We start from the raw sequence: 24,302 nt of genomic DNA on the forward strand, positions 1-24,302 counted from the left end.
CCCCTCAGATCAAACGCCAAAGATCGTCGGCGCCGGGCGTCATGCTGCCGCCTAGGCCCGCTTTCTGGCCATTTCCGTCCACGAGAACGCGACCGGAACATTCGGGGGGGTGCGACCGAAACGCTCCCCCGCTACCATGTTTGAAGTCCCAGCAAGGCAATCGTTTCGCTGGTCCGCGGGGCCGAAAGCTCCTTTCGGCACCTCGTCATACTACGATTTTGATGATCTCCCACTTGAAGTGACGGGCAGCCGCCCGAAATCAAAACCAAGCTTGGATGGCTGCGCTACCAGGGGGACTATTTCCGGTCCGCAAGGGCCGGCCGGTCCGGAACTATGCGCAGTCGAACGTCGGCCGCTCTCTCTCATACAGGAGGAAATTGAGCCATGGCACGCCACTCGCTCATGCCCCTTGGCAGCAGAAACCTGTTAAGCGGCGACCCCTTTTCATCCTTCCAGCAAGGTATGAACCGGTTGTTCGAAGACGTGTTCCGCGGCACCGGCATGGTGCCCGCTGAAGGGCACGAAGGCATGATCACGCCGCACCTCAATGTCTCCGAAACGGAGAATGAGGTACGCATCACCGCTGAATTGCCGGGCGTCGCTGAAAAGGATGTCGACGTCACTCTGGACGACGACGTCCTGACCATCCGCGGTGAAAAGAAAATGGAGAAGAAAGAGGACAAGGAGAACTTCCACTTTGTCGAACGCTCTTTCGGCCAGTTCCAACGCTCCATCCGCATTCCGCGTTCGGTCAACGCCGCACAGGTGCATGCTCATGTCGCCGACGGCATATTGACCATCACCCTGCCCAAGAACCCGGCGCAGGAACGCTCCCGCCACATCAAGGTCAGCTCCGGCGCTTCCACCTACTAAGACTGGTCTTCCGGGCCAGTACTCGCAAAGGCCCGCAACGCATCTTCCGCAGCAGCGAGGCGGTCCACGCAGATGCGCCAGCTCTGCGGAAGATTTTCCAACGGAATATCCACCGGTGGCACAAGGCTTTCCGGCACCTTGCCGGAGCTCAGCGCCTCGCAAAGACGCGCCGCTTCCCGAACCCGCTCTTTCAGCCTTGGCGGAGCCGGCGATTCATTCTTGCGCAGAGCGTTCGCCAGCGCCTCTCCAAACAGCAGTCCGCTTGCATAGATCCTGATCGACCGACGGTCGTAGCGTGCCGCAAGCTCGCGGATTTCGGCGGCAGAGAATCGCCCCCGCAGCGACCAGCGCGCGGCACGACACGCCCAGTCGAGGCTCGAAGCAAGCGCGTTGAGGCTATCATGGGCCGCCGAAAACTTGTCCATCGCCGCTTGGGCTGCGGCTGTGTCGGCCCGCTCCAGGGCATCCGCACTTGCCGAGAAGGCAGCCGCCAATTCGCGGAGCAGTTTTGCCGCCGCCTGCTTCACCATGCCGACGGGATCAGGCGTGACCAGCAACTGGCTGAACAGCAGCGCCACGACTATGCCCACGCAGGAATCCAAGAGCCGCACATAGCCCGCGGTCATCGGGCCCATCACGAGAACGAGTATGACCGACACCCCGGCCTGGATGGGCACCACCGGACCGAGGCCGAAAGAGGAAGCAAACATCATGGCGATGAAGGTTGCCACCGAACCGCTCAGCACAGGCAAGTCGCCACCCAACGTCAGCGCCAGTTCGCCGATCGGAATGCCCGTGCCGACGCCCACCAGCAGCCCCATGGCCTGGCGCGCGTGGCTGGGCAGGCCGGGCGCCAGGCAGATCAGCGCAACGATGGCAGCGAAGATGGGGTAAGGATGGCCGAACAGCTTCTGGGCTATCACCCAGGCGATGGCGCCGGCCACCGAGGACGCCAGCACGTCGCGCCATGCATTCGACCATCGCTCGATGACGACGCGGACCAGTTCCTTCATGGCGCGTCCCTTTTCCACGCCTCGGCTCCGCGGCGCAGCCAAGCAGAACATTTTTGACCCAACAGGGGCAAGGCCGAACCCGAATACGGCGATCGACAAAGAAAAGGCCCAGCAAACGCTGGGCCTTATGAGTATGCAGTCCGAAAAGAGGGCCGTTAGGCCCTCATTGGTTTCCTTCCGCGCAGAAGATGCCGTAGAGCGCTTCGATCAGCTGGGCAGCCTTCTCCGCCGTCAGGCGGTAGAAGATCTGCTTGCCCTCGCGGCGCGTTTCGACGATGCCGGCCTGCCGCAGCACGGTCAGCTGCTGCGACAGCGTCGGCTGGTGGATGCCGAGTTTGTCCTCGAGCTCCCCCACCGAATATTCCCCATCGACCAGAGTGCAGGCGAGCATGAGACGCGCCGGATGAGCCAGCGTCTTCAGCAGCAGGGCGACCTCGTCGACCCGCGCGCCCATATCGATCGATTTCGCTCCGTCCGCGTGGAGCTTGTCCAATACGTTCACCACACCGCCCCCTCCAGCGCGTTCAGCGGGAATTTGAGGTAGCGGCGGCCGTTGTCTTCAGGCCCCGGCAGCCGGCCGGCCTGAATATTGACCTGCAGCGCATGCAGGATGAGCTTGGGCATCGGCAGCGTGCGATCGCGCGCCTCGCGCAGCTTCACAAAAGAGGCTTCGTCCTGTCCGGCAATATGCGGATTGGAGCGCTTCTGCTCGCCAACCGTGCTTTCCCAGCGTGGGGCCCGGCCGTACGGCTGATAGTCGTGGCCGGTGAACAGACGCGTCTCGTCAGGCAAGGCAAGAATGCCCTGGATCGAACGCCAGAGCGCCTGCGCGCTACCGCCCGGAAAATCCGCCCGCGCAGTGCCGCTATCCGGCATGAACATGGTGTCATGGATGAAGGCGGCATCGCCGATGACATAGGTGATGGACGCAAGCGTATGCCCCGGCGAGAACAGCACATGCGCGTCGATGTTTCCGAGCTTAAAGCGCTCGCCATGCCCAAACAGCCGATCCCATTGCGAGCCGTCGGTCTTCAGCTCGGGCCAGTTGTAGATGCCCTTCCAGAGCTTCTGCACGTCGACCACGTGCTCGCCAATCGCGGTCGGCGCGCCGGTCTTCTGCTTGAGATACTGCGCGGCCGAAAAATGATCGGCATGAGGATGCGTGTCGAGAATCCACTCCACCGTCAGCCCCTGCCCGGTGATGTAGGCGAGGATGTCATCAGCGCTCGTCGTCGACGTTGCACCTGATTTTTCGTCGAAATCGAGCACCGGATCAATGATGGCGCACATCCTGGTGTCCGGATCGGAGACGACATATTGCACGCTGAAGGTGCGCGGCTCGAAGAAGGCCTTCACCTCCGGCTTACGCATCGCATTGCGCGCAAGCCAGTTTGCGGCCATGGAGAGATCGAAGCCATGCTGCTTGCCGAAGGCAAGCACGTCGTCGGCCTTCATGCGGCCGTCGAGCACTTCGCCTAGGGCATGGAGCGCCAGCGCTCGCGTTCCGCTTTTACAATGAGCAATCACCGGTCCACCCGAATTTGCGACTGCCGACTGGAAGGCGCGGATATCGGCTTCGGTGATCGTCGCACCGGTAACAGGGATGTAGCTGTAGCCGAGGCCGGCATCGCTTGCCGCCCGCCTCTCCGCCGTGGTTCCGGGCTGGACCGCCTCTTCCTGATCCGGCCGAGCATTAACGAGCGCCGAAAAGCCCGCGTGCGCAAGGTCCGAGATATCGGAGAGCTGCGGCTGCGCGACGACCGAAAGCCGATCGGTGATCTTGACCGTTTGCATGAGTACCTGCCTCTTCTGAAACAATTTACACTATCATATAATGTATATTGTATGGATAGCAAGCCAAATTTGCTATGCGTTCGGCTGCTGCTGATTTCTCAGGCGACTCTCGGCGAGGACCAGGTAACAGCTTGCGGCTTTGAACCATAAAGCACGACCTGACCGCGACCGCCGCGCTTCCCCGCATACATAGCGCTGTCGGCAGCCTTAAGAAGGTCCGATGCCGATTGCATCTCATCCGTGCAGATCGCGACGCCGATGGTAGCGCTCACCGCAAGCTGCTTGTCCTCAAAGGGAATCGTCCTCTCGATCGCTTCGAGCAAGGTGGACGCCAGTCTCATCGGATGCTGCACGCCATGGGCAGTCTTGGCGCAGACAGAGAACTCGTCGCCACCCAGTCTCGCGACACATACCGCATCCTCGGCATGCGTGGTCAGACGCGCCGCCACTTCGCGAAGGACGGCGTCGCCGGCCGCGTGGCCGTGCGTATCGTTCACCGGCTTGAAGCCATCCAGGTCGATGAAGAGCACGACGAACTGCGCGCCATACTTCGAGAACTCGGAAAGCGTGTCGGCCACCAGTTCCTCGAAGCGAAGCCGATTGGCAAGGCCGGTCAAAATATCCGTTCGCTCGACAGCTCGGGCACGCAACTCGGCATCCGTGCGCATGGTGCGCTCACGCCCATGGTCCAGTACGCGCCGCAGCGAGAGGACCATGAAGCCGAACATCATCACCGAACTAACCGTGAGAAGCCGCAACAGGTCGCCCCGCTCCCTCTCGGGCGAGGCGTCCTTGGAATCCGCGTAGACATCGAATTCGAACGCAAGGTAGCCGCCGAACAGGAGGATGGTGGCGATCAGGCTCCAATATCCCCGAAGAAGCTGCAGCAGTTTCATTTGTGCGAATAAACCAGGCCCTGAGAGAGTGTAACGATGTCGGAGGAAGCCCCTCGCTTACACAAAGCGCCGGCCCAACCAATATTAATGTTAATAGAACAATGCCCCAAAATATGGGGACATCGGCGTGGGACTCGCTGGCTGAAAGGCTTGAGTCTCACATCCAGATCGATCATATGGGATTGCTTTATTAGAAAGTTATTAACATGCTCTGAAACGGTTTCGATCTCCCTTCGCGGTGACGAATGCCGACGAAACTCGTTTCCGAAAGAGCTTCTAGAATACGGATGACTTCCGGAACATGCACAGGATTTCTAATAGTTTCAAATCAAGGTTGCCTTCGAATGAAGGCAATTCATTCTATACAAATACAAAATCGAAACATTTTCTTTTTATTGCTTCACTAATTTTCGTACTGATTTCATTTTGTTCATTTGTTATTTCGGAATGGGCTGAGCGAAACTCAGCAATTGCAGACACCTACAACGAGGCGCAGATGACATCAGCGCCTCTGGCTGCGAATATGAACCTGTTCCTGAACTCGGTCGATCGCAGCCTGCAGGTGGTGCAGAATGCCGTCGGCGCAGCGGCACAGCACGACCGACTGACCGCTGAAAATATCCACGCCATACTGCTGGCGGCGAGCGCCCACGGCGCGGCGCCCCTTCGCTATGCCGCCATCGATCCCGATGGAATGCTGATTGCCACCTCACACGCCACGGATACGTCAGGAGTGAGCCTTGTCGACCGCGATTATTTCCAGGCGCAGAAAAACGGGGCTGCCGACGAATTGATCGTCGGCGACACGGTCAAGACTAGGGTCGGCTCTCCCGAAGAACTGATCATTCCCATTAGCCGCTCGGTGCGCCAGGATGGGCGCCTTGTTGCGGTTGTCACTGCGGCAGTGCCCGTTTCGCTTGTCGAGAGCCTTTTCGCGGACATTCCGACCGGGCATAGGCTGATCGGCATCCAGAAGCTGGACGGCTCGCTGCTGGCTTCGCTGTCCCAAGCCGATGCGAGTGACGCCGTTGACGCTACCGTCGCGCGGGCGCTGAAAGACGGCTCCCCCTCGGGCGGAGACCACTCCCTGCCGGTGGTCCTGGCGGATGGCGAGACCTATTATGTTGCCTGGAAGATCATTCCGGACAAAAAGCTGGCAGTATTTACCGCTATTTCGAAGGAAGACGGCCTCAAGGCCTGGGTTGGTCGCAAGGACCGCCTTGCGGCTCTGCTTGGCATTGGTGGGCTTTGCGTGCTTTTCGCCGGCTGGGCGCTCGACCGCAACATGAACCGCCGCGCGCGGCGCGAGGAAACAGCGCTCGAAATGGTTCGGGCCTCGTTCGCCAGCATCACGGACCCGCTCTTCCTGGTGGACAATGACTGGAACGTTGCCTTCGCAAACCCGGCGTTCCGCGAACTGATCTCCGACTCCGCCATCGGCAAGAACCTGTTCGAAGTCTTCCCCGCCATCGATGCCGGCGGATACAGGCAGGTCTTCCTGGATTCGAGAAAGTCCGGCTCGACATCCGCCACGGAAATTTATTTGAGGGATTCTAATCTCTGGCTGGCGGTGGCGCTCTATCCGTTTCCCAGCGGCTCGCTGGTCTATGCACGCAACATAACGGAGCAGAAGCGCACGTCCGAGCAATTGCGTCATTCGCAGAAGATGGAAACCATCGGCCAGCTGACAGGCGGTATTGCCCATGACTTCAACAACCTGCTGACTGTCATCATCGGCAACCTGGAAGACATAAAGGAGCGGGCCCAGCCCGGAACGCCGATTGCGGCCGGCGCCACGACAGCACTCAAGGCCGCCGACCGCTCGGCCGAGCTTACCGCCGGCTTGCTGGCGGTCGGGCGACGGCAGGCGCTTTCGCCCGTGCCGACCGATATCAACGCACTGGTCAACAACCTGCACCCGATGATGCGTCGGGTTCTGCCGGAATCCATCGACATTGAGGTGGTGCTGGCAGGGAATGCCTGGCCTGCCGAGGTGGATCCGGGCCAGGTCGAGAACGCCATCCTGAATCTGGCGGTCAATGCCCGCGACGCCATGCCGGACGGGGGTAAGCTGACGCTTGAAACCTCGAACGAACATCTGGACGAGGCCTATGCTTTGCAGCACAACGAGGTGACGCCCGGCCCTTTCATGCTGCTGGCCATTTCCGACACTGGCCACGGCATGAGCCCCGAGGTCATCGACCGCGCCTTCGATCCCTTCTTTACCACGAAGCCGGAAGGCAAAGGTTCTGGTCTCGGCCTCAGCATGGTCCAGGGATTCATCAAGCAGAGCGGCGGCCACATAAAGATCTATTCCGAGGTCGGCCAGGGCACCACGGTCAAGCTGTATCTGCCGCGCGCCGAGAAAGGACTTGGCGAGGAGCCGGCTGAAAAGGCCGCAAGTGCCCATTGCGGCAGCGAGACTATCCTCATCGTCGAAGACGACGAACTCGTGCGCGAGCATTCGCGCAACCTCGTCACCAAGCTCGGCTACAAAGCCATGAGCGTGACCAACGCCGAGGAAGCGCTGAAGATCCTGGACGAGCACGAGATCGACCTCCTGCTCACAGACGTCACCCTACCCGGAGGGATGAACGGACGGCAGCTTGCCGACGTTGCCCGGCTCACCCACAAGGGGCTGCGGGTCGTTTACATGTCCGGCTATACGCGCAACGCCATCATCCATCACGGCAGGCTGGACAAGGGTGTCGACTTGCTCCAGAAGCCGTTCCGGCTTGCCGACCTCTCCCGGATATTGCGGGAGGTGCTGGACCGATAGGCGTTTCAGCTTCAGGTCGAGCCATGTCCATCTGCCCGGCGACTAGCATTCCATGCCGGGCAGAATATCAACCTGCGCCCTGGCAATCTGCCGCCCCACCTCGTGGCCGAGCTGGATCGCATGGGGCAGTTTACCTTTTTTAATCATCGGGAAAGGTGGGGTTAATCGGCAGCCGCTTTGTTGTGCATGCAACGGAGCGGTTTAATGCGCAGCAGCGTCGTCCCATTCGGCTCGAAGAGCCTATTCCCAGCGGGGAAGCCTTCGCGGCAGAACATGCGGAGCGTGGTCCATATCGTCGACGATATGGCGGACCAGCTGCACTTCCTGCGCTACGCTCTCGAGCAGGCCGGATACCAGACCGTATTCCATCTTAGCCTCGAGGATTTTGCCGACAACATCTCCCATGAAGACGCAAAGGCCGTTTTGATTGACGTGCGCCTTGGCGAAGACGACGCCACGGATGTGTTGGACTTTCTCTGCCGTAACCGCTGGAAGGCCGACATCTATCTGACGAGCGGCGACCCGAAGGCGCTGGAGATCTCGCGCCGCTACGCTGAGGAAATCGGCCTCAAGGTTGAAGCCGTCATTCCCAAGCCATTCACGGGCAAGCAGGTGATGGAAAGGCTGGCGCGAAAACGTGATGGCCTGAAGGACATGTTCAGTCAGCTCGACATTGTCGAAGCAATGCGCGAGGGCTGGATTTATGGCGTCCTTCAGCCAAAGCTCGACCTCATCTCCGGCAAGATCAAATCCGCGGAACTGCTCAGCCGAGTAGAGCACCCCGAATTTGGCGTCATACCGCCGCAGAGCTTCATCAACCAGATGAATCCGGAGCAGAACCAGACGCTGTTCATGCAGCATGTCGCGTTCATCCGCCGCCATTTCGAGACCGGCGCCTGGAACAGCAGCGAGTTCAGGATCAACATCAACATCGATCCGATCAATCTGGTGAACATCCGAAGCAGGATGAAGGCGCTCGCTGCCGAGGCGCCCGATCTGTTCAAGTGCATCGTCTTCGAGATCACCGAGGAAAGCCTTTCGGAGGTCACGCCAGCACAGCTCAAGAACCTCTACAAAATGAGCCTCGACGGAGCGATCTTCTCCATCGACGACTTTGGAACGGGCCTTTCGAATTTCTCACGGCTTTCCCGCTTTCCTTTTTCCGAAATCAAAATCGATCGCTCGATCATCCATGGATCATCGGGCGTCTCGGCAAGGCGCATCCTCGTCAAGTCGATCATCAACATGGCCCACGATATGGGCGCCAAGGCAGTTGCCGAGGGCGTCGAAGCCGTCAACGACTTTGCCTTCCTAAGGGAAATCGGCTGCGACGAGATCCAGGGTTATCTGGTCGCGAGGCCCATGAAGATCGACAAGTTCTTCGCCTTCGTCTCCGACTACAACAGCAGCGACGTGAGCGGGGTAACAAAGCCTGCTCCCGTCCCGGATGCACCGTGAAGCCGAAAGGAGAAACAAGACAGATTAACTGTATATCGCCAATACCCAATTAACCGGCACCAAATTTGACAGCAATTTTCAAATGCCGCCATTGTCTCGCCCACAGCCAATGCTGCACTGCGATAGCCTAGATTTCAGGCAGAATCATCGAGTGCCGCCCACCGGCGGGTTGAACGAAACAACGGAATATTCTACATAACTAATAATATCAAATTTCTTGAATGACGTGAATGATTACAAACCCTTACGTCATGTCGACGGCGCGCCACACAACCGCCAATTCCGGTTTTGGCAGGAATGGGGCGCCGTCGACACCGGAAGAGCCCAGACGCCGAGGGGGCGGTTCTGGCCTCATAAACCTATCGCGTGTCCTCAAAGGAACAGCGTTTACAAGCCCCGCCCGACGCCCCTATAGGGGGCCGGCGGACGAAAGTGGGTCCGCCCTTGCAACAGTCGCGCGCGCGGTGCCCACCCAACCTCCCTTCTTCTCGCCTGCGTGCCGCCCTCAGCGCGCTGCGTTGAGGGACTCCTGATACAGTCGCGACCAGGTACTGTTATGGACATACTAATAATTGAAGACGACAAGCTGATCTGCGAGTCCATTCAACGTCTATGGCCTGTCCCTTCCGATAATTTACGTTTCATCTCGACCTACAAGCAGTCGATCAATTTCGTGCATGGCTCGGAATTGAAGATGTTCGACGGCGCCATCGTGGACATCCACCTTCCCGATGGTGACGGCCTGACCACACTTCGCACTATTCGCGAAAATACCGACGTGCCGATCGTTCTCATCTCAGGGTCCGGCACCGCCAACAGCCGTGCCGACGCGATCGATCTCGGTGCCGACGACTATGTGATGAAGCCGTTCTCGATCCGGGAGCTGCAGGCACGCATGGCGCGTCTCGTCGCGGTGCGAAACCGGAAGGAGCGGTCCACCCGGCGCGAGCAGTTCACGATAGGGCGTGTGGCCTGCGATCTGCAGAAGCGAACCATTTCCCACACTGAGACCGAAGCCCCGCTGACCGATACCGAGGCGAGAATCCTCGGCTATCTCTACCGCAACCGCAACATCAACTGCAGCAAGTCGTCACTTTATAAAAACGCGTTTTTTCGGGATTACGACCCGAGCGACAAGACGCTCGACGTCTACATCAGCCGCCTGCGCAAGAAGATCGCCAAGCTCGATCAGTGGAGCTCGGAATGGATCCAAACCGCGCGCGGCGCAGGGTATCGCTACAGCGAGCCCTGATCTTACCTTCTCCCCGGGGGCTGCCTAAGCTCCCTTGCACAAAATTTCCGACCGCACGCATGAAGCTTGGGAACCTATTGCATCCAGCCGCGTCAACCAGCCATTCTCGGCATCGTATCGGGCGACGCCGCCAAGGCTGCAAGGGAGGTTGCAATGGCTTCGCAGGAAAATCAGGATTCTGGCCCCGATCTGTCTGCCGGGGTGCCGATTTCGGCCTTCGACAAGAACGCGCTGCTCAAAGGCCATGTCGGTGAAGAGCCTGTTGTTCTTGCGCGAGTCGGCGATGAAATCCTGGCGGTGGGTGGGGCATGTACCCACTACAGCGGACCGCTGGGTGACGGCATCCTCGTGGGTGATACCATCCACTGTCCATGGCACCATGCCTGCTTCAGCCTGCGCACGGGCGAAGCGCTCGCCGCGCCGGCCTTTTCTCCGCTGGCGCGCTGGAAGGTGGAGCACCGCGACGGCAGCGTCTTCGTAACGGAAAAGCTCAGGGCTGAGCCGCAGCCGGCCCGCGACGCGACCAAAGATCCGAAGCGGATCGTGATCGTGGGTGGAGGCGCGGCCGGATTTGCGGCGGCCGAAATGCTGCGCCGCCGGGGCTTTGCCGGTCAGTTGACCATGCTGAGCGCCGATGAGGACGCGCCCTATGACCGTCCCAATCTGTCCAAGGACTATCTCGCCGGGGAGGCCGAAGATTCGTGGATTCCGCTCCGTTCGGCAAAGTTCTACGCCCGCAACAACATCGATCTGAAATTGAGCACGAGCGTCGATCGCATCGACCGCGATGCAAGCGTAGTGGTCACTTCGAGCGGTGAGGCAATACCGTTCGATCGGCTTCTTCTGGCAACCGGGGCGGAGCCCATCCGCCTGCCATTGCCCGGCACCGAGCAGCCAAACGTGTTCGTACTGCGCTCGCTGGCCGACAGCCGCGCCATCATTGCGGCCGCCGAGCAGTTCAAGTCTGCCGCCATCATCGGCGCGAGCTTTATCGGGCTGGAAGTCGCGGCAGCCCTGCGCACGCGCGGCCTTGAAGTGCACGTGGTCGCGCCCGAAGCCTACCCGCTCGAAAAGGTTCTCGGTAAGGAATTCGGCGCATTCATACGCTCGGTGCATGAGGAACACGGCGTGCGCTTCCACCTTGGCACGACGCCATCGCGCATCGACGATCGCACCGTGCAGCTGAGCGACGGCAAATCGATCGGCGCCGATTTCGTGGTGATGGGGGTCGGCGTGAAGCCACGCATTGCGCAGGCTTCGAAGGCCGGCATCGCAACCGACAAGGGTATATTGGTGGACGAATTCCTGGAGACCAGCGTGCCAGGAATATTCGCCGCCGGCGACATCGCCCAGTGGCAAGACAAGATCCATAACGAGAGACGCCGCGTCGAGCATTGGGTCGTGGCCGAGCGTCAGGGCCAGGTCGCCGCCGAAAACATGCTCGGCATGCGCCGGCCCTTCACGAGCGTGCCGTTCTTCTGGAGCGCGCATTACGATGTGAGCATCCGCTACATCGGCTATGCCACTTCATGGGATGCGGTCGAAATCGATGGCAGCATCGAGAAGCAGGACTGCATCGTCGCCTACAAGAAGGGCGGACAAACGGTCGCCGCCGCATCCATCAACCGCGATATCGGGCTGCTGGAATGCGAGGTCGCGATGGGGAGGCTTTCGGAGCACAAGGCAGCGTAACACCTTGAATCTACGCAAATTCTTTCCTCGGAAGTTGGTTCCTGCAGCAGTCTTTCTGCGCTAGGAAATGGGCTGGCCCGTGCGGGGGACGCATTTGCCGCAGGAGAATTAGACGACAATGCAAGAAGTCCACATCGATTATCTGAACGCGCTCGACATCGAGAAGCTCGCCATGACCGATGCGGAAATCATCGCGGCGGTCGAGGCGGGGCTGGTGGCTCAGGGCAATGGCGAGACGGTGATAGAGCCGCGCGTACACCTTGAGCCGAACCCGGAATTCCACGGCCATTTCAACGTGCTTCGCGGCTATGTCGCGCCGCTGGACGCAGCCGGTGTGAAGATTGTCGGCGACTATGTCGACAACTACCTGCGCGGCCTGCCCTCCGAATTCGGCATCCTCAATCTGTTCGATCCGCGCACCGGCATGCCGCGCGCCATCCTCGACGCCACGGTCATCACCGACATGCGCACCGGCGCGTTGACGGCAATCGGCGCCAAGCATCTCGCCCGCGAGAAGCCGCGCGTGCTCGGCCATATCGGCGCGCGCGGCACGGCCTATTGGAACGTGCGGCTGCTCGACCATCTCTACGATTTTGAGGAAATCCGCGTTCATTCGCGACGGCCCGAAAGCCGCGACAGTTTTGCCGCGAAACTTTCAGCCGATCTCGGCAAGCCAGTGAAGGCTGTTGAGGACTGGAAAAGCTCCGTGGTTGAAGCCGACATCGTGGTGGAAGCCTCGCGCCTGCCCGAGCCTCAGCCCCTGCTCAAGACCGAATGGATCAAGCCGGGCGCGCTGGTCGTTCCCTACGGCACGATGAGCGCGGTGGAGCTTTCGCTGACCGACATCATGAGCAAGATCGTGGTGGACGACTGGGGCCAGTGCAAAGGCGGCAAGTTCGGCTCGCTGCGCGCCCATGTCGAGACCGGCCGGCTGACCGCGCAGACGCTCCACGCCGAGCTCGGCGAAATCGCTGCCGGCCGCAAGGTCGGTCGTGAGAGCGAGGACGAGACCATCCTGTTCTGGCATCGCGGGCTGTCGCTGTCGGACATCGCGCTCGGCATGGCCATGCTGAAGAAGGCGCAGGCCAACAGCATCGGCCAGAAGCTGAGGTTCGCGTGAGCGCGCTGGTTCTGACCGGCAACGGCAGCCGCATCGAGAATGTGGCCGCCGTCGCGCGCGAAGGCCGCAAGGTTGAGATCACGCCCGAAGTGATCGAGCGGCTCGGCAAGGCGCGCGCAGTCCTCGACCGCGTCGCGGCCTCCGGCCAGAAGATCTACGGCCTCAACACCGGTCTCGGCGCAAATCTCGGCACTTCGGTGACAAGCGATGCAAGCGCCTTCCAACGGCAGTTGCTCGAAGGGCGAAGCGGCGCGGTCGGCGAGCCGCTGCCAACAGAAGCGGTGCGCGCAACCATGTTTGCCCGCGCCGCGATGCTCAGCAACGGCGGCTCGGGCATCTCGCCCGAAATTCTGGTCACACTGGTTGCCGCGCTCAATGCCGGCGTCCTTCCGGTGATGCCTTCCCTCGGCTCCATCGGCGCCGGCGACCTGGTGCTGATGTCGGCACTCGGCCGCTTCCTGATCGGCGACGGCGAGGCGACTTTTCAGGGCCAACGGCTGCCGGCGGCCGAGGCGCTCGCGCTGGCCGGCCTAAAACCTGTGCGCCTCGAGCCCAAGGACGGGCTGTCGCTCATCAACGCTTCGGCGGTCTCGGCAGGGCAAGGCGCGCTGGCAGTTGCCGACGCAATTGCCTCGCTGGCCCAGCAGGAGCAAGCCGGCGCGCTTACCATGGAAGGCATCGGCGCCAACCGCACCATTCTCGACCCGCGCCTGCAGACGGCAAGGCCGGGAGCCGGACAGGCGGAGGCCGCAAGCCGGCTGCGTGCTCTTCTCGCCGACGATCGCGAAATCGCTCCGACCACATTGCAGGACCCGCTTTCCATCCGCTGCATAGCCTCGATCCATGGCGCGCTAATTTCGGCCATCGAAACGGCGCGGCAGGCGGTGGAAGTCGAGCTTGACGGCGCGGCCGACAACCCGCTGGTACTGACCGACGACGGCATGGTCATTTCGACCGGAAATTTCCACACGCCCGCGCTGGCGCTTGCCTTTGAGACGCTCGGGCTGGCAATCGCGCAGACGGCGGCGGCGAGCGCTGCCCGCTTCATCCAGCTCACCGGCTCGGGCCGCAACGGCCTGCCGAAATATCTGTCGCCCGTCGGCGGCGCTTCGGCGGGCTTCGTGCCGTTGCAGAAGACAGTGACCGCCATCCTTGCCGCCATCCGGCACAAGGCAAATCCGGTGATGCTTGACTTCCTGCCTGTCTCGGAGGGCGTCGAAGACCACGCCACCCAGACGGCGCTCGCCGTGTCCAAAACCGGCGAGATGATCACGCTGTGGCGCAGGCTTATCGCCTTCGAGCTGATGGCGGCGGCGCAGGCTGTGGATTTGCGCGAAGGGCTGCGACCTGCGCCGGGCACGGCCCGCGTGCACGCCGCCGTGCGCGCGCTTGTCGAACCGCTTCAGCAGGACCGGCCGCTCGGAACCGATGCCGAAGCGCTCTACGCAGCACTTTCCAGCGGGAAGTGGCAGGCATAGCGCCTGCCGTTCTCGGCCTCGGTCAGCTGCGGCTCCTCCACCAGGCACCGCGGCTGCACATTGGGGCAGCGCGTGTGGAAGCGGCATCCGGCCGGCGGCTTCGACGGACTCGGAATTTCGCCCGACAGCACGATCTTCTTTCGCTTGTGCTCGGGATCGATAACCGGATTGGCCGACAGGAGCGCCCGGGTATAGGGATGTCTTGGCGCACGAAACACAGCACGCGTCGGGCCCTCCTCCACCACCTTGCCGAGATACATGATCGCAACGCGGTCGGTGACGCGGCCGATGACGTTGAGATTGTGGCTGACGATGAGGATGCCGAGAGAAAAACGTTGCTGCAGATCGGACAAGAGGTTGAGCAGTTCGCCCTGAACGGAAACGTCGAGACCGGCCGTCGGCTCATCGGCGATCAGGAAAGACGGGTCGATCACCAGAGCACGCGCGATCGCCACGCGCCGTGCCTGACCGCCGCTGACCTGATGCGGGAACTTGTCTAGCTGCGCTTCCGACAGTCCGAGACGGGCCATGAGGTCGAGCACCGCCGGCCAACGCTCCTTGGCGTTGAGCCCATGAATGGCGAGCGGCTCGGCCAGGAGCTTGCGGATCGTGAAGCGCGGCGAAAGCGAAGACAGCGGATCCTGGAAGATCATCTGCACGCGCCGCCTCAGCCACAGCCGATCGGCGCGGGTCAAGCCGGTCAGGTCGCGGCCTTCGACGACGACGCGCCCCGACTCCGGCCGGTTCAGTCCGACCAACGCCTTGGCGAGTGTCGTCTTGCCGCTGCCGCTTTCCCCCACCAGGCCGAGCGTTTCGCCCACGGAGAGTTTCAGGCTGATGCCGGCCACCGCCTGCACGCCGCCTGCGAAGGTGACGCTGATATTTTCGACTTCGATCGTGTTGGTTTCAGCCATCATTACACCAGCCAGCACGCAGCATCGTGGCCCGGCGCGACTTCGCGCAGCGCCGGTTCCTGCGAACATTTCTCGAAGCGTGCCGGGCAGCGGTCGGCGAATATGCAGCCGGAGGGCACATCGACCAGATCGGGCAGCCCGCCCTTGATCGTCACCAGCCTTTCGCCCGGTTCGGTGTCGGGGTCGATCTCGCAGGCCAGCAGCGCCTGCGTGTAGGGGTGGCTCGGGTGCGCGAAAAGACCGCGCGTCGGCCCGCTCTCCACCACCTTGCCGGCATACATCACCGCGACCTCGTCGCAGAGCTCGGAGATGAGGCCGAGGCTGTGCGAGACGAAGATGATCGAGCCGCTGAACTCAGCCTGGATGTCCTTGATGAGATCTACGATCTGCGCCTCGATGGTCACGTCCAGCGCCGTGGTCGGCTCGTCTGCGATCAGCACGTCCGGCTCGCACAACAGCGCCATCGCAATCATCACCCGCTGGCGCATGCCGCCACTGAGTTGGTGCGGATAGGCGGCAAGCCGCGTCTCGGGGTCTGAAATGCCGACGCGGATGAGCATCGCCGCGGCGCGGCTAAGCAGTTCCTTGCGGCCGAGATCGGGATGGCGGTTGCGCTGCGCATCGACAAGCTGCGTGCCGATGGTGAACACCGGGTTCAGCGCTGTCATCGGGTCCTGGAAGATCATGGCAATGCGCCGGCCGCGCAGATGTTCCAGTTGTTCCGGTTTCAGCGCCAGAAGGTTCTTACCCTCCAGCTCGATGTTGCCTGTGACCTTCGACGTGTTCTCGGGGAGAAGGCCGAGCAGGGCTAGCGCCAGCGTGGATTTGCCGCTGCCGCTTTCGCCGACCAGCCCAACGATGCGCCGGCGCCCGACCGAAAGGTTCACGTCGCGCAGCGCATGCACGGCGCCCCTGCCCGTCGCGAAGTCGATCGACAGGCTGCGGATCTCGACAAGCGCGTCTCGGGTCATGGCTCCCGCCTCAATTTCGGGTCGATCGCATCGCGCAGGGCCTCGCCGAACAGCGTGAAGCCGAGCGTCGCCAGCGTCAGCATGCCGCCCGCGACCAGCACCGGCCAGACCGACTGGCCAATATAGGTGAAGCCGTCGAACAGCATCGAACCCCAACTCGCCAAGGGCGGGCGGATGCCCACGCCGAGGAAGCTCAGGCCAGCCTCCAGCGTGATGACGACGGGAATGTTCATGCTGGCTAGCACCACGATGGGGCCGACGATGTTCGGCAGCACGTGGAAGAGCATGATACGGCCGCCCGAGGCGCCGAGCGCACGCTCGGCCTCGAGGAACGGCTGTTCCTTGATGGTCAGTGTCTGCGCCCGCGCGATGCGGCCGAACCTCGGCACGAAGACGATGGTGACGAGGATGATGATGTTCTGCAGGCCAGGCCCCAGCACCGCGACCAGCGCGAGCGCCAGGATCAGGGTGGGATAGGCGCTGATGATGTCGAAGACCGCCAGGATGATCCGCTCGATCGGCGCCGGGGCATAGGCGGCAGCAACGCCGAGCAGAATTCCGATCACAAGCGCGATGGCCGTGACCGCGAGCGCGACGCCGACCGCGACGCGCGTGCCGTAGAGTCCCCGCGAAAAGAGGTCGCGGCCGAGTTGGTCGGTGCCCAGCCAATGCGTGGCCGAAGGTGGCGACAGTCGCGCGGCGACATCGATCTGGTTGGGCATATGCGTCGCAAGCAGCGGCGCTGCCAGCCCACCGATGACGACGAGAAGCGTAGCGATGAGCCCGATGCGGCCACTCGGGCTTCTCCAGATTCGGCGCAGAATGTCCATCAAACACCGCCTCCGCTTCGCGTGCGCCCAAGGGCTTCGCGCACGCGCGGGTCAAGCCACGCATAGGCGAAATCGACGAGGAGATTGGCCAGGACGAAGATCGCGACAATGATCAGGATGCAGCCCTGCACCACGGGATAATTGCGCACGCGGATCGCATCGAACACCAACGAGCCCAGGCCCGGCCGATTGAAGATGACCTCGACAAACACGGCCCCGCCCATCAGCTCGCCGATGCCGACGCCGAGGATTGCCACGGTCGGGATGCAGGCGAGCTTCAGCGCATATTTCATGACGACGCGCCGCTCCGGCTGGCCGTAGGCGCGCGCGGTGCGGATGTAAGGTTCGCTCAGCACCTCGAGCAGCGAGGAGCGAACCAGTCGCGCAATGTAGCCGATCCAGCCGACCGCCAGCGCAATCGTCGGCAGGATCAGGTGGTGCAACTGGTCGAGGACATGGCCGGGCTCGCCGGCACCCAATACCGGAAACCAGCCTAGCCGCACCGAGAAGAAATAGAGCAGCAGGATTGCTACCACATAGCTGGGCGTCGCTACCAGGCTGACGCTGAACACCGCCAGCACCTGGTCGAGCAGGCTGCCCGGCCGCACCGCCGCATAGCACCCGATCGGAATGCCGAGCAGCACGGCAAGCCCGATGGCCGAAACGGCAAGCAGAATGGTATTCGGCAAGGCAGCGAGCACCATGTCCGTCACCGAGCGGCCGCTGATCACGTCTGTGCCGAGATCGCCCTGCAAAGCGTGCTTGAAGAAGACGAACACCCGCTCATAGAGGGGCAGGTTGAGCCCCATCTGCTGGCGAAAGGTCTCCACAAGTTCGGGCGTGGCACGCGCACCCAAGAGGATGCGCGCCGGATCGCCCGGCACGATCAGGGTCAGCGAGCACAAGAGTGCGATGCTGCCCACCAAAACCAGAACGGCGGTCGCCAGCCGGCTCGCACCATAGCGCGCAAGGCTGCCCTTGCTCCAAAACCCGTTCATGCCACTCCCGCCCAGAGACTCGCGTCAATGACAAGCGCCCGGCTCGTCGCCGGGCGCTCCGTCAGTTTTGCCTCGTGTTGCCTGCCGATCAAGCCTTCTTGAACGACGCGTACTGCCACTGGTTGCCGTTGGGCAGGATGCCTGGAACCAGCCAGTCCTTGAAAGCGAAGGTGTAGGCGTTATGCGTGATCCACCAGAAGGCAGCCGACTCGTCCATCAGCTTCTGCGCATCAACATAGATCTGCTCGCGCTTCTTCGGATCGGGCTCGACCAGCCCCTGCTTGTGAAGGGCGTCAAAATCCTTGTTGCTCCAGCGCTGCCAGTTCCAGGTGCCGATCTGGTCGGAAGTGAACCATTGGGTCTGGAAGCCGGGATCGAACTTGCCGCGATACTCGACCAGCACGAGCTCGAGATTCTTGCTGGCGTCGTTTTCGCCATAGGCCCAGTAGGCGCCTGGGTCGAGCGCTTCGATCTCCACTTCGATGCCGATCTCGGCGAGGTTGGCCTGCACCACCGCAGCCGTCGCCTGAGCCACCGCCTTGTTCAGCACCGTCAGCTTGGTGGTAAAGCCGCCGCCCAGGCCTGCTTCTTCGAGCAACGCCTTGGCGCCGTCGACATCGCGCTCATAGCGGGGCGCATCTTTCCAGTGGCCTAGCAGGCCCGGAGCCTCGAGCGCGAAAGCCTGATCGACCGCACCGTTATAGGCGGCGGCGATGATGGCCGGCACGTCGATGGCCTTGCGGATCGCCTGGCGCACGCGCACGTCGTCGAAGGGCTTCTTCTCGATGTTGGGTCCGATCCAGACATAGTCGATCGCCGAAAGCTTCTCGACCTTGAGGCCCTTGGTGGCCTCGACGTCCTTGGCGACCGCCGGGTCGATGCGCGAGAAATCGATCTCGCCGGCCTGCAGCGCAAGCTGTGCCGTCTTGTCATCGGTGATCGGCTTGCCGACGATCTCGCTGAAGGCAGGCTTTTCGCCGATATAGTCGGGGTTGGCGACGAGGGTGAAGTGGTCGCGGGGCACCCACTCTTTCAGGATATAGGGGCCAGAGCCGATCGCCGTGGTCTTGAACTTGTCGCCCAGCGCTTCGAAGGCCTTCTTGGAGATGATGACACCCGAGCCGTCGGCCAACGCAATGAGCCAGACCGCCGGCGACGGCGCCTTGAGATGGATCTTGCCGGTGAGCGGACCGGTGACCTCCACAGAATCCAGCGCAGCCCAGTCATCGGCATAGGTGACCTTGGTGCCATCTGCTGCAGGCTTGAAGCGCTCGAAGGAGAACTTCACGTCCTCGGCGGTGAGGTCGCCATAGCCGCCCGTAAACTTCAGGCCTTCCTTCAGCCTGAACTCGATCAGCGTGTCGGAGACCTGTTTGATTTCGGCGGCGGCGTCGTTCTCCCACTCGGTCGTGCCGGGCTTGAACTTCACCAGTCCCTGGCCGACGGCCAGGATGACATTGACGTCGATGGGACCGGCGCGGTTGGCCGGGTCGAGGTTCTGCAGGTCCTCGTCAGTCCGTACGACGATCTTGCCGTCGGCCGCGTAGGCGACATTCGCCCAGGGCTGTCCAAGGACGGTGACGCCCGCGGCGGCAGCGCCTGCCAGGAACCCCCGGCGTGTAAGCTCGTAACTCATCAGACACCTCTCCATAATGCTTTGCCGGCGCGCCGGACTGGTCATTGCTTTGTGGAGGCCAAGCTAGAAAAGAGCCGTCGCCTTAACAAGAAATAGCGAAAGGTGAGCCATGTCTAGTTGAGGCATGAAATTCTTGCAGGCGGCCTCATTGGGAAAGGTCTTTCCTAAGTGCCACTGACAGCGCCCGGCATGCTTGTATTTCGATTCATATCGGGCATGTTCCACCCGGTTCTTTCGGGAGACGGCCATGGACATTAGAACGATCACTGAATTTCCGCGCCGCGTGAAAACCATCCCTACCGAGTGGATCACGCTCTCCGACGGCACGCGCCTGGCGGCCACCATCTGGCTGCCGGAAGACGCGGTAGAAAACCCGGTGCCGGCTATCCTCGAATTCCTGCCCTACCGTCGGCGCGACGGAACCGTTTTGCGTGACCGCCAGATGCACGCCTATTTCGCCGGCCACGGCTATGCCGGCGTGCGCGTCGACATGCGCGGCTCCGGCGATTCGGATGGGGTGCTGGAAGACGAATATCTGCCGCAGGAACAGGCCGATGCCATCGAGGTCATCGCGTGGCTAGCCACCCAGCCGTGGTGCAGTGGCTCGGTAGGTATGATGGGCATCTCCTGGGGCGGCTTCAATTCGCTGCAGGTGGCAAGCCATCGCCCACCCGCGCTGAAGGCCATCATCACCGCCTGCTCGACGGACGACCGCTACGCCGACGACTGCCATTTCATGGGCGGCTGCCTGCTCAACAATTCCATCGCCTGGGCATCCACCATGTTCGCCTTCGGCGCCCAGCCGCCGGACCCGGAGGTGGTGGGCGAACGCTGGCGCGACATGTGGATTGAGCGGCTGGAGAACAATCCGCTGATGGCCGCAAGCTGGATCTCGCATCAGCATCGTGACAATTACTGGAAGCAGGGCTCGGTCTGTGAGGACTATTCGTCCATCACGGCAGCCGTCTATGCGGTGGGCGGCTGGGCCGACGGCTATTCGAACGCCATCCCGCGCATGCTGGCTGGCCTGCCCGGACCGAAGAAAGGGTTGATCGGCCCCTGGGCGCATGCCTACCCTCACGCCGCGTATCCCGGCCCCCGCATTGGCTTCCTGCAGGAAGCGCTGCGCTGGTGGGATCATTGGCTTAAGGGCATCGACACCGGCATCATGGACGAGCCGATGCTGCGCGCCTGGATGCAGGAGAGTGTGCGGCCTGCGACTACCTATCCCGAGCGGCCCGGCCGCTGGGTGGCCGAAAGCGCCTGGCCGCCAAGGGACCGCGAGCCGTCGATGCTGCATCTTTCCTGCAGCGGGCTTTCGGGGGATTGGCAGCCAGACGCCAAGGTGATCGTCGCCTCCAGCCTTTCGACGGGCGTTACCTTCGGCGAATGGTGCCCTTATGGGCTGGCCGGCGAACTCCCGGCGGACCAGAGGCCGGACGACGGGCGCTCGGTCTGCTTCGATACCCAACCCCTGGTCGAGCGGATCGAGATATTCGGCGCGCCGGTCGTAACGCTCGACATTTCCTCCGACAAACCGGTGGCCATGGTCGCCGCGCGCCTTGAGGACGTGGCGCCGGACGGCTCCTCGACGCATGTCTCCTACGGCTTGCTCAACCTGACACACCGTCACAGCCACGAGCACCCGGAACCGCTGGAGCCGGGCAAGACCTACCGCGTCAAAATCGTGCTGAACGACATCGCCCAGGCCTTCCCCAACGGCCATCGCATTCGGCTGGCGCTTGCCACCTCGCACTGGCCGATCGCCTGGCCGTCGCCGGAACTCGCCACGCTGACGGTGTCGACCGGCGAAAGCACATTGTCGCTTCCGGTTCGCATGCCCTCCCCTCTCGACGAAGCTCTCGCGCCTTTCGCGGAGCCCGAACAGGCCGAGGTCGAGCCGCATGTCATCGCCAAGCTCGCCGGCCGCAACCGCACCATCACTGAGGACCCGATGACCGGCGAGACGGTCGTCACCGTGCATCGCGAACGCAGCTCCTATCACCTGCCGGCGATCGACCTCGCTTTCGAAGCGCAGGCGGAAGAACACTACCGCATCCGTGAGGGAGACCCGTCCGCCACCAGCGCGGACGCCAAGGCCGTCTGGCAGCTATCGCGCGGCGAATGGCGCGTGCGCACCGAGACCTATACCCGCGTCAGCTGCACGCCGCAGACATTCGAAATCACGGCCGCCATGGACGCTTTCGAAGGAGACGTGCGGGTCGCAAGCCGCAACTGGCAACGGAGCATCCCTCGGCTTCTGGTGTGACGTGATATTTGCCGGCTTTTTGGGCATTCTCTGCTGCACGCCAAGGTGCTTCAGTATGGCGTGTGAGGTATTTCCGCCATGGCCAGTACATCTTTTTCCTAACGGCAATTCACCCATTTCCCGGGGCGATAGCCCACCGGCCAGCGTAGGGCAGAGGCCCCTGCCTCTGCTCTTTTCTCCCACCAGCCGGCCATTTTTCCCGACCTGACGGCCACTTTCGACTTGTCTAAAATACATACCCGTAGCGTCCTCATTCGCTATCTCTTCGCCAAAGGAAGTGCCCGCTTCGGCTTGCCGGAGCGGGCTTTTTTCTTCGGAGACAGTCGAACTTTGGTCGGACACTCACTCTAGAGAAATGGCATCTCCCCTAGTGCCTAGGCGGCCAGGTGGCGGCGGCCTCCAGAGGGCCGCGCGCGCTGCCATGCAGCCTCCGCTTGAACCCTACTCGGTCGGCGTGTCGGTCGCGCTGGATAGCCCGCCATTCCATAGAGCCGAGACGTGGCCACCAAAAGCGTCTTCCACCCGATTGACTCAGCCGCTTTGCACCTCTATCAAAGTTGTACACCTAACCCTACAACTTTGGGGGATCGTCAATGGCTTTGGAAGCGGCTGCAGGTTCGCAGCGGGTCGAAGTGGAGGCTCTTCGGCAACGAAGCTACAAAATCGTCCGGCTGCGCCACCCCGGCCGCTGGCTCGCCGGCGCTGTGGTTCTCGCGCTGCTCGCCTTGCTCGTGCAGGCCTTCGCCCATGGGCAGATCCAATGGAAGCTCGTTGGCCAATTTCTGACCGCCGACGTCATCCTCCGCGGCTTCGGCATCACCTTGCTGATCTCCGCACTTGCCATGCTGCTCGGCCTCAGCCTCGGCACCACCTTCGCGATTATGCGCCTGTCGGCCAATCCGGTGACCCGCTTTGTGGCATGGCTTTATGTCTGGATCTTCCGCGGCACGCCGGTGCTGCTCCAGCTTCTGGTCTGGTTCAACATCGCGCTGGTCTTCCCGCGCATCATCATTCCCGGCGTTTTCGAAGGCCGCACCGTCGACATCGTCACGCCCTTCATTGCCGCGCTTCTGGGACTCGGCATCAATGAAGGCGCTTATATGACGGAGGTCGTGCGCGGCGGCATCAATTCCGTCGATCATGGCCAGACCGAGGCTGCCAACACGCTCGGCATGTCGCGTTTCCAGACGCTGCGGCGCATCATCCTGCCGCAGGCCATGCGGCTGATCGTGCCCGTGCTGGGCAATTCGGCCATCGGCATGCTCAAAACCTCGTCGCTTGCCGCCGCCATCTCCTGCACGGAAATGCTCAATGCCGCGCAGCAGGTCTACTTCGTCAACGGCGCGGTGATCGAACTGCTGTTCGTCTGTGCCATCTGGTATCTGGCTGCCACCACGGTGCTCAGCATCGGCCAGTACTTCATCGAAAAGCGCTACGGCAAAGGCACTTCACAGGCCCGCTCGCGCTCGTCCTTCAAGCTGCCCTTCGGCCTTGGTTCCGCCGGCACGCCCGCACTGGAGAAGGCGCAATGACCGGAACAATCGTCAAGGCGATCAACGTCCATAAGAAGTTCGCCGGCCGCGAGGTACTGCGCGGCGTGGATCTGGAAGTCCGCAACGGCGAAGTGCTCTGCATCCTGGGGCCTTCCGGCAGCGGCAAGAGCACCCTGCTGCGCTGCCTCAATCACCTTGAATCGGTCGATGACGGCGTTGTCTGGATCGACGGCCAGATCATCGGATACGTACTGCGTGACGGCACGCTGAAAGAGCTTCCTGCCCGGAAGGTTCGCCGCCAGCAGCGCGAGATCGGGATGGTGTTCCAGCACTTCAACCTGTTCCCGCACATGACCGCGCTGGAAAACGTCATCGAAGGGCCGGTGACCGTGCGCAAGGAGCCGCGTGCCTCAGCGATCGCGCGCGCCGAAAAGCTCTTGGCCTCGGTGGGACTTGCCGAGCGACGCGATGCCTATCCGGCGCAGCTTTCCGGTGGCCAGAAGCAGCGCGTGGCGATTGCCCGCGCGCTCGCCATGAATCCCAAGGTGATGCTGTTTGACGAACCGACCTCCGCGCTCGACCCCGAACTGGTCGGCGAGGTGCTGGACGTGATGCGCGAACTCGCCGCCTCCGGCACCACCATGATCGTCGTCACCCATGAGATCGGCTTTGCCCGCGAGGTGGCCGACAGGGTCGCCGTCATGGTCGACGGCGAAATCCGCGAAATGGGGCCGCCGGCCGAAGTGCTGGCGAACCCGACCGATGCCCGCGTGCGCAGCTTCCTGGCACGCGTTCTGGCCTAGTTCTGATCCACGCTCAATGAACATGAAAGAGGA

Annotated in this window: 19 protein-coding genes; 10 read left to right on the top strand and 9 right to left on the bottom strand. The window is 62.2% G+C overall.

The window, feature by feature from the left end:
• Positions 1–384: 384 nt before the first annotated feature.
• Positions 385–873, top strand: a complete 489-nt coding sequence (locus tag C7I85_RS29050; protein WP_106727478.1) for an Hsp20/alpha crystallin family protein — start codon at positions 385–387, stop codon at positions 871–873.
• Here the strand turns inward: C7I85_RS29050 and C7I85_RS29055 are convergent.
• From C7I85_RS29055 to C7I85_RS29070, 4 genes are all read right to left on the bottom strand, one after another.
• The gene (locus tag C7I85_RS29055) at positions 870–1,904 is read right to left on the bottom strand and encodes an FUSC family protein (protein WP_181257451.1); all 1,035 of its coding nucleotides are present in this window, start codon (positions 1,902–1,904) and stop codon (positions 870–872) included. The two genes, C7I85_RS29050 and C7I85_RS29055, sit on opposite strands and share 4 nt — an antisense overlap.
• Positions 1,905–2,049: 145 nt before the next feature.
• Positions 2,050–2,340 (bottom strand): sulfite-sensing transcriptional repressor BigR, encoded by a 291-nt coding sequence (bigR, locus tag C7I85_RS29060; RefSeq protein ID WP_106727499.1) that lies wholly within the window; start codon positions 2,338–2,340, stop codon positions 2,050–2,052.
• Positions 2,341–2,384: 44 nt separating this feature from the next.
• Positions 2,385–3,680, bottom strand: a complete 1,296-nt coding sequence (blh, locus tag C7I85_RS29065) for a bifunctional sulfur transferase/dioxygenase Blh (protein WP_106727480.1) — start codon at positions 3,678–3,680, stop codon at positions 2,385–2,387.
• Between the two features lie 98 nt (positions 3,681–3,778).
• A complete protein-coding gene (locus C7I85_RS29070; protein ID WP_106727481.1) occupies positions 3,779–4,576 on the bottom strand; it encodes a GGDEF domain-containing protein in 798 nt (265 codons plus the stop codon).
• A gap of 496 nt (positions 4,577–5,072) precedes the next feature.
• Between C7I85_RS29070 and C7I85_RS29075 the strand changes: the two genes are divergently transcribed.
• From C7I85_RS29075 to C7I85_RS29100, 6 genes are all read left to right on the top strand, one after another.
• Positions 5,073–7,355 (top strand): ATP-binding protein, encoded by a 2,283-nt coding sequence (locus C7I85_RS29075; RefSeq protein ID WP_181257452.1) that lies wholly within the window; start codon positions 5,073–5,075, stop codon positions 7,353–7,355.
• A gap of 273 nt (positions 7,356–7,628) precedes the next feature.
• Positions 7,629–8,813 (top strand): EAL domain-containing response regulator, encoded by a 1,185-nt coding sequence (locus C7I85_RS29080; RefSeq protein WP_210203105.1) that lies wholly within the window; start codon positions 7,629–7,631, stop codon positions 8,811–8,813.
• A 556-nt stretch (positions 8,814–9,369) separates the two neighbouring features.
• A complete protein-coding gene (locus C7I85_RS29085; protein WP_106727484.1) occupies positions 9,370–10,065 on the top strand; it encodes a response regulator transcription factor in 696 nt (231 codons plus the stop codon).
• 153 nt (positions 10,066–10,218) lie between these two features.
• Positions 10,219–11,757: an FAD-dependent oxidoreductase gene (locus C7I85_RS29090; protein WP_106727485.1), complete on the top strand. Its 1,539-nt coding sequence runs from the start codon at positions 10,219–10,221 to the stop codon at positions 11,755–11,757.
• Between the two features lie 118 nt (positions 11,758–11,875).
• The gene (locus C7I85_RS29095; RefSeq protein ID WP_106727486.1) at positions 11,876–12,877 is read left to right on the top strand and encodes an ornithine cyclodeaminase family protein; all 1,002 of its coding nucleotides are present in this window, start codon (positions 11,876–11,878) and stop codon (positions 12,875–12,877) included.
• Positions 12,874–14,355: an HAL/PAL/TAL family ammonia-lyase gene (locus C7I85_RS29100; RefSeq protein ID WP_106727487.1), complete on the top strand. Its 1,482-nt coding sequence runs from the start codon at positions 12,874–12,876 to the stop codon at positions 14,353–14,355. Before C7I85_RS29095 ends, C7I85_RS29100 begins: the two co-directional genes overlap by 4 nt.
• Here C7I85_RS29100 and C7I85_RS29105 read toward each other — a convergent pair.
• The 5 genes from C7I85_RS29105 to C7I85_RS29125 all read right to left on the bottom strand — a co-directional run bounded on the left by C7I85_RS29105 (position 14,319) and on the right by C7I85_RS29125 (position 19,704).
• Complete coding sequence (locus C7I85_RS29105) at positions 14,319–15,272, bottom strand: ABC transporter ATP-binding protein (RefSeq protein WP_245445156.1); 954 nt, start codon at positions 15,270–15,272, stop codon at positions 14,319–14,321. The genes C7I85_RS29100 and C7I85_RS29105 overlap by 37 nt on opposite strands.
• Entirely contained in the window at positions 15,272–16,240 is a 969-nt protein-coding gene (locus C7I85_RS29110) for an ABC transporter ATP-binding protein (protein ID WP_106727488.1), read from the bottom strand. Before C7I85_RS29110 ends, C7I85_RS29105 begins: the two co-directional genes overlap by 1 nt.
• Complete coding sequence (locus tag C7I85_RS29115; protein WP_210203106.1) at positions 16,237–17,070, bottom strand: ABC transporter permease; 834 nt, start codon at positions 17,068–17,070, stop codon at positions 16,237–16,239. Before C7I85_RS29115 ends, C7I85_RS29110 begins: the two co-directional genes overlap by 4 nt.
• Entirely contained in the window at positions 17,070–18,068 is a 999-nt protein-coding gene (locus tag C7I85_RS29120) for an ABC transporter permease (RefSeq protein WP_106727490.1), read from the bottom strand. The genes C7I85_RS29115 and C7I85_RS29120 overlap by 1 nt, the downstream gene beginning before the upstream one ends.
• Before the next feature lie 88 nt (positions 18,069–18,156).
• Complete coding sequence (locus tag C7I85_RS29125; protein ID WP_106727491.1) at positions 18,157–19,704, bottom strand: ABC transporter substrate-binding protein; 1,548 nt, start codon at positions 19,702–19,704, stop codon at positions 18,157–18,159.
• Between the two features lie 247 nt (positions 19,705–19,951).
• Here C7I85_RS29125 and C7I85_RS29130 point away from each other — a divergent pair, with 247 nt between their 5' ends.
• The 3 genes from C7I85_RS29130 to C7I85_RS29140 all read left to right on the top strand — a co-directional run bounded on the left by C7I85_RS29130 (position 19,952) and on the right by C7I85_RS29140 (position 24,269).
• Positions 19,952–21,973, top strand: a complete 2,022-nt coding sequence (locus C7I85_RS29130) for a CocE/NonD family hydrolase (protein ID WP_245445157.1) — start codon at positions 19,952–19,954, stop codon at positions 21,971–21,973.
• 593 nt (positions 21,974–22,566) lie between these two features.
• Positions 22,567–23,505, top strand: coding sequence for an amino acid ABC transporter permease (locus C7I85_RS29135; protein WP_106727492.1), 939 nt, complete (start codon positions 22,567–22,569; stop codon positions 23,503–23,505).
• Positions 23,502–24,269 carry an amino acid ABC transporter ATP-binding protein gene (locus C7I85_RS29140; RefSeq protein WP_106727493.1) on the top strand — a complete coding sequence of 256 codons (768 nt, stop codon included), beginning with the start codon at positions 23,502–23,504 and terminating at the stop codon, positions 24,267–24,269. Before C7I85_RS29135 ends, C7I85_RS29140 begins: the two co-directional genes overlap by 4 nt.
• The last annotated feature ends 33 nt before the right edge of the window (positions 24,270–24,302 follow it).

It is taken from the genome of Pseudaminobacter soli (ex Li et al. 2025) (assembly GCF_003012705.1).
In the GTDB taxonomy this organism is placed as follows: domain Bacteria; phylum Pseudomonadota; class Alphaproteobacteria; order Rhizobiales; family Rhizobiaceae; genus Pseudaminobacter; species Pseudaminobacter soli.